This is a genomic window from Actinosynnema sp. NPDC023658, from assembly GCF_040639995.1.
Lineage (GTDB): Bacteria > Actinomycetota > Actinomycetes > Mycobacteriales > Pseudonocardiaceae > Actinosynnema.
In genome coordinates this window covers 26,240-35,323 of the sequence record NZ_JBFAAX010000009.1, presented here as the reverse complement: position 1 = coordinate 35,323, position 9,084 = coordinate 26,240, and the positions used below count along the sequence as shown (strand labels likewise).

At 70.5% G+C, this 9,084-nt stretch carries 10 protein-coding genes; 2 read left to right on the top strand and 8 right to left on the bottom strand.

Going from position 1 to position 9,084, the window contains the following annotated elements; genetic code table 11:
* Positions 1-25 precede the first annotated feature (25 nt).
* The 3 genes from AB0G02_RS02585 to AB0G02_RS02575 all read right to left on the bottom strand — a co-directional run bounded on the left by AB0G02_RS02585 (position 26) and on the right by AB0G02_RS02575 (position 2,619).
* On the bottom strand, positions 26-1,465 hold the full coding sequence (locus tag AB0G02_RS02585; protein WP_360788205.1) for a SulP family inorganic anion transporter: 1,440 nt from the start codon (positions 1,463-1,465) through the stop codon (positions 26-28).
* Between the two features lie 219 nt (positions 1,466-1,684).
* A complete protein-coding gene (locus AB0G02_RS02580; protein WP_360788203.1) occupies positions 1,685-2,026 on the bottom strand; it encodes a hypothetical protein in 342 nt (113 codons plus the stop codon).
* Positions 2,027-2,178: 152 nt separating this feature from the next.
* Positions 2,179-2,619, bottom strand: coding sequence for an anthrone oxygenase family protein (locus AB0G02_RS02575; RefSeq protein WP_360788242.1), 441 nt, complete (start codon positions 2,617-2,619; stop codon positions 2,179-2,181).
* 77 nt (positions 2,620-2,696) lie between these two features.
* Between AB0G02_RS02575 and AB0G02_RS02570 the strand changes: the two genes are divergently transcribed.
* A complete protein-coding gene (locus AB0G02_RS02570; protein ID WP_360788200.1) occupies positions 2,697-3,647 on the top strand; it encodes an AraC family transcriptional regulator in 951 nt (316 codons plus the stop codon).
* Here AB0G02_RS02570 and AB0G02_RS02565 read toward each other — a convergent pair.
* The 5 genes from AB0G02_RS02565 to AB0G02_RS02545 form a co-directional block, all read right to left on the bottom strand.
* Positions 3,640-5,100, bottom strand: coding sequence for a Clp protease N-terminal domain-containing protein (locus AB0G02_RS02565; RefSeq protein ID WP_360788197.1), 1,461 nt, complete (start codon positions 5,098-5,100; stop codon positions 3,640-3,642). The two genes, AB0G02_RS02570 and AB0G02_RS02565, sit on opposite strands and share 8 nt — an antisense overlap.
* On the bottom strand, positions 5,093-6,400 hold the full coding sequence (locus AB0G02_RS02560) for a tetratricopeptide repeat protein (RefSeq protein WP_360788194.1): 1,308 nt from the start codon (positions 6,398-6,400) through the stop codon (positions 5,093-5,095). The genes AB0G02_RS02565 and AB0G02_RS02560 overlap by 8 nt, the downstream gene beginning before the upstream one ends.
* A 5-nt stretch (positions 6,401-6,405) precedes the next feature.
* Positions 6,406-6,747, bottom strand: a complete 342-nt coding sequence (locus AB0G02_RS02555; protein ID WP_360788192.1) for a hypothetical protein — start codon at positions 6,745-6,747, stop codon at positions 6,406-6,408.
* 52 nt (positions 6,748-6,799) lie between these two features.
* Positions 6,800-8,185 (bottom strand): glycine--tRNA ligase, encoded by a 1,386-nt coding sequence (locus tag AB0G02_RS02550; protein WP_360788189.1) that lies wholly within the window; start codon positions 8,183-8,185, stop codon positions 6,800-6,802.
* Between the two features lie 183 nt (positions 8,186-8,368).
* Complete coding sequence (locus AB0G02_RS02545) at positions 8,369-8,749, bottom strand: antibiotic biosynthesis monooxygenase family protein (RefSeq protein WP_360788186.1); 381 nt, start codon at positions 8,747-8,749, stop codon at positions 8,369-8,371.
* 17 nt (positions 8,750-8,766) lie between these two features.
* On the opposite strand from AB0G02_RS02545, the gene AB0G02_RS02540 reads away from it, so the two are divergent.
* Positions 8,767-9,033, top strand: a complete 267-nt coding sequence (locus tag AB0G02_RS02540) for a hypothetical protein (RefSeq protein ID WP_360788183.1) — start codon at positions 8,767-8,769, stop codon at positions 9,031-9,033.
* The last annotated feature ends 51 nt before the right edge of the window (positions 9,034-9,084 follow it).

Here is a 9,084-nt window from a genome sequence, read left to right as displayed (position 1 = left end):
GTCGTCCCGCGCCGGGCCCCGGTCCTCAGTGGATCACCTCCACGCCGCTGCGCCGCGCGGCCCAGTGCTCGATCGCCTGGCCGCACGCCTGGTCGAGGTGGTGCACCTCGGTCAGGTCCACGCGGACCCGGCTGCCGTCCGGCACGGCCTCCAGGGTCTCCAGCAGGCCCGGCAGCTTGAGGAACGTCGCGTTCCCGCGCACCGCCACGTGGTGGTGGTCCTCGCCGTGCGCGGTGACCGTGACGGTCAGGCGGGACATGTCCCAGGCCGTCTTGACCACCGCCGCCAGCAGGCCGACGAGGGTGCCGGTGAGCAGGTCCGTGAGCACGATCAGCCCGGCGGTGAGCACCAGCACGGCGGCTTCCGCCCGGTCCGCGCGGGCCAGCGCCAGCACCTTGCCCGGCGCCAGCAGCTTCCAGCCGGCCTGCACCAGCAGCGCGGCCAGCACCGCCAGCGGCACGTAGGACAGCACGCCCGGCAGCAGCACCACGAACACGAGCAACCAGGCGCCGTGCAGCACGCGGGACAGCCGGGTGCGCGCGCCCGCGTCCACGTTGGACGCGCTGCGCACGATCACCGCGGTCATCGGCAACGCGCCGAGCACACCGCACAGCGCGTTGCCGACGCCCTGGGCGACGAGCTCGCGGTTGTACCGGGTGCGCGGCCCGCTGTGCATCCGGTCCACGGCCGCCGCGCTGAACAGGCTCTCCGCCGACGCCACGAGGGCGAACGTCAGCATCGCGCCCACCACGCCGGTGTCCAGCAGCGAGAAGTCGACCAGGTCGACCACGTCGGTCAGCGGGCCGATCGAGATCCGCGGCAGCGGCAGCAGCACGCCGACCGCGGACGCGACCACGACGGCCACCAGCATCCCCGGCACCGCCCGCCACGGCGTGCGCTTCCACAGCCACGCCACGACGAGGGTCAGCACGCCGACGGCCACGCCGCCCAGGCCGACCGGCGTCGTCACCGCCGCCCGGGCGAGGTCGAGGAGCCCGGCGAACTTGCCCCCGGTCGTCGTCGGCTGGTCCTGTCCGGCAAACGGGTAGAGCTGGCCCAGCACGAGCACCAGGCCGATGCCCGCGAGCATGCCCTGGACCACGGCGGGCGAGATGGCGCGGAACCAGCGGCCCAGGCGCAGCAGGCCCATGGCCACCTGGAGCAGGCCCGCGCCGAGCACGATGAGACCGAGCGCGCGCAGCCCGTGCGCCGCGACGGTGTCCGCGACCAGCACGGTCAGGCCCGCCGCCGGTCCGCTGACCTGCATGGTGCTGCCGGGCAGGAGGCCGACCACGAGGCCGCCCACCACGCCGGTGATGATGCCGAGCTCCGCCGGGACGCCGGAGGCGACGGCGATGCCCACGCACAGCGGCAGCGCCACCAGGAACACCACCAGCGACGCGCCGACGTCGGGCCAGGGGTTCCACCGCCCCGGCGGGGCGGGTCGTTCGGTCCGGAGGCTCACGCGTCGGCTCCCCGGAAGTCGGAGCCGCCGTGCACAGCGCGTGAGGCCGCACGGAGGTCGAAGATGGTCGGTGATCGGTCGCCGGCACGGGTTCGTCCCATTTCCTGGGACGGTGGCGGCGAAAGCATGACGGCACTGTGGGCCGGTTGACGGAATTCCATCGGATTTCCCCACTCGTCGGTGGTCGGACGATGCGATCGACTGGCGGTGGGGCGCCGATCAGTTCCGGAACACCTGCAATGCCGATGGTGTGGACCACGAGCGGAGGTGTTCCTGCCGTCCTCGTGCGACGGGCGGGGTGTCGTGCTCGGTGACGTCGCGGTGCCGCGCGGCGGGCGCCCTGCGGGTGGGGCCCGCGACCGGCCCGGCCGACGACGACCGGGGTGACCAGGCCCGCGGCTCGGGGGCCGTGCGGCACTCGCGGGTGGGTTCCTCCTCGGACCCGGTGGTGACCGCGTGCCCGGTCGCAACCGCCCGCGGGACCTGGGCCTGGGCGAACGGCGACGGGGCGAGCAGGGCCGCGAGCGCCAGCGCGAGTGCGACGACGACAACGCGCGTCATGACACCCCCCGATGAGCCGCGTCTCCAATCCAGTGTCACAAAGGCGGGTGACGTGGCGGTTAATCGGGAACCGTCTTCACGCGCTCGGACACGAATTCACTCGATGGTTCGTGACGCAGATCATTCTCAGGGAAATTCGTAACGCACAGTGACTAGTACTGGAGGGCGGAGAGGGTGAACGACGCGGCGGCGGCGAGCGAGAGCAGCGCCCGGAGGTGGTTCGCGGGCACCCACTCGCGGAGGTAGCGGGCCCAGTACTCGGGCGTGCCGAGCCGTTCGAGCGCGCTGTTGCGCGGGATGTGGAACGCCGCCGTGAGCACGATCCCGCCCAGGGCGTAGAGCGCCGCGCCCGCCCACGCCCACGGGCCGCCGCCGAACGCCGCGACCGCGCCGACGACCGCCGTGCCGAGCAGGACGCCGAGGAACGCGGGGTTCACCACGGCCAGGTTGATCGCGCGCATGGCGGCCAGGCCGACCGACGGGTCGGTCCGCCGCAGACCGGGCATGACCATCGCGGAGAACGCGAAGAAGACTCCAGCCATCATCCCGCAGCCCAGGGCCGCGATGATCGTCACCGTGGGGAACATGAGCACAGTCAAGTCGACCGGTCCTGGACCGACCATCGCTCCGAAGCTCGAACGCATGCGCGAGCGTCTCTAGGCTGACCTCCGTGGACGCTCTCGCCGGGCTGCTGGACGGACCGCGCGCCCGTGGCGCGTTCCTCATGCGCACCGTCCTGGACCCGCCGTGGTCGCTGCGCGTCGAGGACCGCGCGCCGCTGACCGTGGTGGCGGTGGTGCGCGGCGACGGGTGGCTGCTGCCGCACGACGCCGCACCCGTGCGGCTGCACGTCGGTGACGTGGCGGTGCTGCGCGGACCCGACCCGTACGGGTTGGCCGACGACCCCGCCACGCCCGTGCGGGCGGTGGTGCACCCCGGCGGGATCACCACCACGCCGGACGGGGCGGCGCTGTGCGAGCAGTGGGGCCTGGGCGTGCGCACGTGGGGCGCGAACCCCGACGGGTCGGTGGTGCTGCTCAGCGGCACGTACCAGTTGGACGGCGAGGTGAGCCGCCGCCTGCTGTCGGTGCTGCCGCCGTTCCTCGTCGTGCCGCGCACGGAACTGCCGCTGGTGCCGCTGCTGGCCGACGAGGTCGCCCGCGACGAACCCGGCCAGGAGTCGGTCCTGGACCGGCTGCTCGACCTGCTGCTGATCTCCGTGCTGCGCGCCTGGTTCTGCCGCCCGGAGTCGAACGCGCCGACCTGGTACTCGGCGCACGCCGACCCCGTGGTGGGGCGCGCGCTGCGGCTGCTGCACGGCGACCCGGCCCGCCCGTGGACGGTGGGGTCGCTGGCCGACGCGGTCGGGGTGTCGCGGGCGGCGCTGGCCCGGCGGTTCACCGACCTGGTCGGCCGGCCGCCGATGGCCTACCTGACCGACTGGCGGCTCACGCTCGCCGCCGACCTGCTGCGCGAGCCGTCCGCCACGGTCGGCGCGGTCGCCCGGCAGGTCGGCTACAGCACCGCGTTCGCGTTGAGCACGGCGTTCAAGCGGGAGCGCGGCGTGAGCCCGTCCGAACACCGCGTGAAGACGGCAGGAAAATCCGCAGGGCTCAGCTGATCATCCAGAGGTCCGCACCGGATTCCGCGAACGGGTCCACCAATGGCCGGGCACGCACGGCCGGTTTCCGGTGATCCGCCTCCAACTCGCCCCGCATGTCGGCGACAACCTGAGCCACGGTGATTTCCGTCACCACGGCCGGTGTTTGCGTCGAATCGGTCCGCTCGGCAGTCCGCTCGGCGAGAAGTGCCTTCTCCTCGTCCCGAAAGCGGGCAGCAGCTTCGAAGTCATAGGCGGCGATGGCTTCCTCCTTCCGGTGGCGCACGTCCGCGATCCGCGCTTCGTACGCCACGGTGTTCGCCAAGGGAAGCGGGTGCGCTTGCGCGCAGACCTCGTCGAGCAGGTCGATCGCGCTGTTCGGCAACCGATCGGCGCGAAAGTACCTGTGAGCGGACTCGGCCACGACGAGCAACGCCTCGTCGGTGATCTTCAACCGGTGGTGATCCTGAAGGCGATCACGCAACCCTCGCAGCACGTCGGCCGCCATCTCCACCGACATCTCCGGGACCGCAACCGGCTGCAACACGTGCAGCAAAGCCGGGTCCAAGGCCGCGAAGGCCTCGGGGGTTGCGGTGCTCACCACCTGGAACTGCCGGTTCACCACCGCTTCGCGGAGTTTCGGGCCGAGTGGTCCCTGACCCGCGACCTCGGCTATCTCGTCCACGTACAGGATCGCGTCCGAGTCGGCACTCAGCGCGTTGAGCGCTCCGGCGACCTCCTCTTGGCGGGTGAGGAAGCGCTCGTCGATCCGGTAGATCCGCTTTCCGCGCAGCACAGCGGCAACCTCGCCCCTCGCCAGCGCAAAAACCAACCCGGTGACGATCGTGCTCTTGCCCACTCCCGGATCTCCCACCAACACCGGGTTGTTCCGGCTGTGCCTGGTCAGCGCTTGAGCGACCCGCCGGATCTCTCGCTGCCTCCCGTGCACCGGGCCGAACTCTCCTTCGTCAGCAGCGGCGATCAGGTCCGTCCCGTACCGGAGGAGTGGTTGGGGGACAGCTTTCACCCCGTGCGCCCCACCGTCGTTTTTCAGTAGCTGGACGATGTTCGCACGCACGGCATCAACCTGGACGAACTCCCCTAGGACCTGCGCGGCCACCCCCTCACCTTCCCGCATCAACCCCAGCAGGAGGTGCTCGGTGCCGACGTAGTTCTGTCCGAGCGCGAGTGATTCGCGCAGAGCCATCTCGAGGATCCTCTTCGCCCTCGGGGTGAAGGGAACATGCCCCTGCGGCGTGGTCAAGCCCCGGCCGATGATCTGGTCGACCCGTCGCCGGACCTCCACAAAGTCGACACTCATCCGTTTGAGAGCCGCGGCCCCTACTCCGTCGCCCTCACGAATCAGCCCTAGAAGGACATGCTCGGTTCCGATGTAGTTGTGGTCGCGGCTCCTGGCTTCCTCCTGGGAGAGGACAACCACTCGACGAGCACGGTCGGTGAACCGCTCAAACATCACGCGCCTCGCTCTCGCGGAGCAGGTTCAGGTCGCGCAGCACCCGCTGCGCCGTCAGAGGGTCGGCCGTCGGGCGAGAGGCCAGATCTGCCAACAAGGCGACGGCCTCCTCTCGATCCCCGACCTCGGCTGCGACGCGGGCGAGCAGGTGCTGGGTCCGGACCGTCTCCGGGTGCTCGGGCCCGAGCACCCGGCGGCGGTCCGGCAGCAGGACGCGAAGCATCCGCAGCGCCTCCGCCGGTTCTCCGGCGGCCATGGTGTTGACGGCGATGAACTGACGACTGCGCAACGTGTCGCGGTCATCCGGCCCGACCTTCGCGAGCTGCTGGTCGAGCAGGTTCCGCAGTGACTTCAGCGCACCGCGCGGGTCACCTGCTGCACCGATTGCGAGCGCGAGGTGCTGGGACGTGCGGATGCACTTGACGTGGGTGTCGCCGAGAAGCGCCCGTTGGGCGGCGAGCACCTCTCGCAACTCTTCGACCACAGTGGCGTAGCCGGTGACCTGACCGCGCTCGACCGCGACTTCGAAGCGCTCGTCGAGCGATTCCTCCGTTCGAGCCAGGACGGCCTGGTTGCGGATGATGCGAAAGCGGTCGGCGGTGCGCGTCCCCCGCTTCTGCGGACGAGGCAGTCCTTCGCCGGTCATCACCGTCGACAGCTGCCGGTACAGGTCATCGATGGTCAGGTATTCGTCACCGTCCGGGACACCGTTCCGCATCAGGCGCAACAGCCGACCGGTGAACGCGGTGTGGTCCTCCCCTGGCAGGACCAGGGCGACCTGGTCCCGCTGGGCGGAGGTGAGCAAGTAGGTGCCATCGATGTCGAGTTGGCCGACGACCGCTGACACGGGATCGGCCATCGGCTCGCCCATCGCGCGGCCGGAGTAGCAGCAGTCGAGCACGACGATCTTAGTGGCGGCCGGGCTGTCGAGCACGCGATCACGCAGGGTCACGTAGGGCAGCGACCCGAACGCCGGGTCGTCCAGGTCGCTGTCGGGCATCCCCAGGTACAACTCGTGGCGACGACCGACGATGCCGTGACCGACGTAGTAAACGACGAGGAGGTCCTCCGCACCTGCCATCGCTCGGTTGAGCTTGCGTCCCAGCACCGGCATCGCCACCTCGTCGAGGAGCACGGTGCACTGCTCCGGGCGCACCAGGCCCGTCTCCGGGTCGGTGAAGACGGCACGCAGATCATCCAGGCACCGACCCGCCACGGGGATGGCCGGTAATCGCTCATCGCTGTACTTCGACGTACCCAGCAGGACGATCCGCGCGCCTGCGAAAGCGGGATCGGCCATCGGCGTCAGCCCTTGTCGACGATTCGCGCGAGCAGAGCCTCGATCTGACTCGCGCGGACGCGGTCGGCATCGATCTCGGCGGTGACGGCGCCATCCGCGTCCCGCCGCACCGACAACTTGATCTTCGACCACCGCGGCTGCTGGAGGAGCCCGCGCAGTGAAGCGGCCAACACGGTCAGAGCGCCGCCGCTGCCCGCTGAGATCAGCAACGCATCCGTCACCGCGCCCAGTTCGCCCGGACGCGGTAGGGAGACCTGCTTGCGCACGGAAAGCTCAGGCTCGCCTGCCAGCCAGTCGTACAGCGGCTCCAGGTCTGTCGGATCGTCTGTGGAGATCACTAAGCGCACAGCAGTGTTATCACCTTTCCGCGGTGTGCCGTTACCGGGTACGAGCCCTGCGTCAGGCGCCGATCAGGCGCGCGGCCAGGTAGCCCTCCAGCTGGTCCATCGACACCCGCTCCTGCGACATGGTGTCCCGCTCGCGCACGGTCACCGCGTGGTCGGTGAGGGTGTCGAAGTCGACCGTCACGCAGAACGGCGTGCCGATCTCGTCCTGCCTGCGGTAGCGGCGGCCGATGGCGCCCGCGTCGTCGAACTCGATGTTCCAGTGCTTGCGCAGGGCGTTGGCCAGGTCCTTCGCCTTGGGCGACAGGTCGGCGTTGCGCGACAGCGGCAGCACGGCCGCCTTCACCGGCGCGAGCCTGCGGTCCAGGCGCAGCACGACCCGCTTGTCCACGCCGCCCTTGGCGTTGGGCGCCTCGTCCTCGGTGTAGGCCTCCAGCAGGAACGCCATCATCGGCCGGCCGACGCCCGCGGCGGGCTCGATCACGAACGGCCGGTAGCGCGAGTTGGTGGCCTGGTCGAAGTACGACAGGTCGACGCCGGAGTGGTTCGAGTGCGTGGTGAGGTCGAAGTCGGTGCGGTTGGCGATGCCCTCCAGCTCGCCCCACTCCTGACCGCCGAACTGGAACCGGTACTCGATGTCGACGGTGCGCTTCGAGTAGTGCGACAGCTTTTCCTTGGGGTGCTCGTAGTGCCGCAGGTTCTCCTTGGAGATGCCCAGCTCGTTGTACCAGCGCGTGCGCTCGTCGATCCAGTACTGGTGCCATTCCTCGTCCGTGCCCGGCTCGACGAAGAACTCCATCTCCATCTGCTCGAACTCGCGGGTGCGGAAGATGAAGTTGCCCGGCGTGATCTCGTTGCGGAAGCTCTTGCCGATCTGGCCGATGCCGAACGGCGGCTTGCGGCGCGACGTGGTCTGCACGTTGAGGAAGTTCGTGAAGATGCCCTGCGCGGTCTCCGGGCGCAGGTAGTGCAGGCCCTCGTCGGTCTCGATCGGACCGAGGTGGGTCTTGAGCAGGCCGTTGAACATCTTCGGCTCGGTGTACTGGCCGCGGGTGCCGCAGTTCGGGCACGGCACGTCGGACACGTCACCCTCGGCCACCTGCTTGCCGGTGCGCTCGGCGTACTCCTCGACCAACGTGTCCTGCCGGAACCGCTTGTGGCAGGAGTTGCACTCGACCAGCGGGTCGACGAACGCCTCCACGTGACCGGACGCCACCCACACCTCGCGCGGCAGGATCACCGACGAGTCCAGGCCGACGACGTCCTCGCGGCCCCGCACCATGAAGTTCCACCACTGGCGCTTGATGTTGTCCTTCAGCTCGACGCCGAGCGGACCGTAGTCCCAGGCCGACCTGGTGCCGCCGTAGATCTCGCCACACGGGTAGACGAACCCGCGACGCTTGCACAGGCTGACGACGGTCTCGATGCGATCGGCTGCCACGGACACTCCATCGGGAGATGCTGGAAGGGACGGGAAACGGGCTTGCCAGCGTAGTCGCTGCCCTCTGATCACCATCGAGCGACTGCGGTTGCCGCGGTCGGCGCGCGGGGCGGGGGCAGCCCGGTCGGCGGCGGGTGAGCCGCAGGTCGGCGCGGGCGGGGCGGGTGCGCGGGCGGAGCGGGGTCAGCGCGGGGTGGTGGGGCCGGCGGCCTCGCCCAGGCGGACGGTGCCCGCGTCACGGGCCAGCAGGCTCACCTCGCGGCGCACCTCGCCGTCGGCGGCGACCAGCAGCGGCTCGTAGGCGGCCGGCTCGTCGGTGCTCGCCTCCGACAGCAGGGGGATGACGTGCTCACGCACCTCGAACGGCGACATCGCCCGCCGGTAGGCCACCACCGAGTCGAACTCGACGGTCAGCACGAACCGGTCCGCCTCGTCGGTGGACCGCGACAGCTGGGCCCGCCGGCAGCCGGGCTGGGCCGTGAGCAGCGCCAACGCCCGGTCGACACGCCCGGTGAAGGCCTCGACCCCGGTTTCCGCCACGGTGAAGCGGCACACGAGCAGCACGGTGCAAGGATGCCACGGTGGCTGGTAACTCGAAGCGGACCCTGATCCCCGGTGCCGGACCGCTCTCGCGGGTGCCCGCGCCGGCGGCGTTCCTGCTGGTCCTCGTGCTGTTCGGGCTGGGCGTGTGGCTCCGGGGCCCGGTGGGCGCCCTGCTGCTGGGCCTGCTGGCGCTCGGGGTGGCGGTGCTGCTCGCGACCACGTGGCCCCTGCTACCGCCGAGCGCGCGCGTCCTGAGGGTGCTCGTGCTCGCCGTGCTGGTGCTCATCGCGGTGTCCGTGCTGTAGCGCCGTAGTATCGGTGGTGAAAATCCATACCACGTGGGAGGCGCCGTGACG

Excerpts from the sequence above, each read along its gene's own strand:
- AB0G02_RS02580 (WP_360788203.1), bottom strand. The coding sequence starts at position 2,026 with ATGACGCGCGTTGTCGTCGTCGCACTCGCGCTGGCGCTCGCGGCCCTG.
- AB0G02_RS02565 (WP_360788197.1), bottom strand. The coding sequence starts at position 5,100 with ATGTTTGAGCGGTTCACCGACCGTGCTCGTCGAGTGGTTGTCCTCTCC.
- AB0G02_RS02560 (WP_360788194.1), bottom strand. The coding sequence starts at position 6,400 with ATGGCCGATCCCGCTTTCGCAGGCGCGCGGATCGTCCTGCTGGGTACG.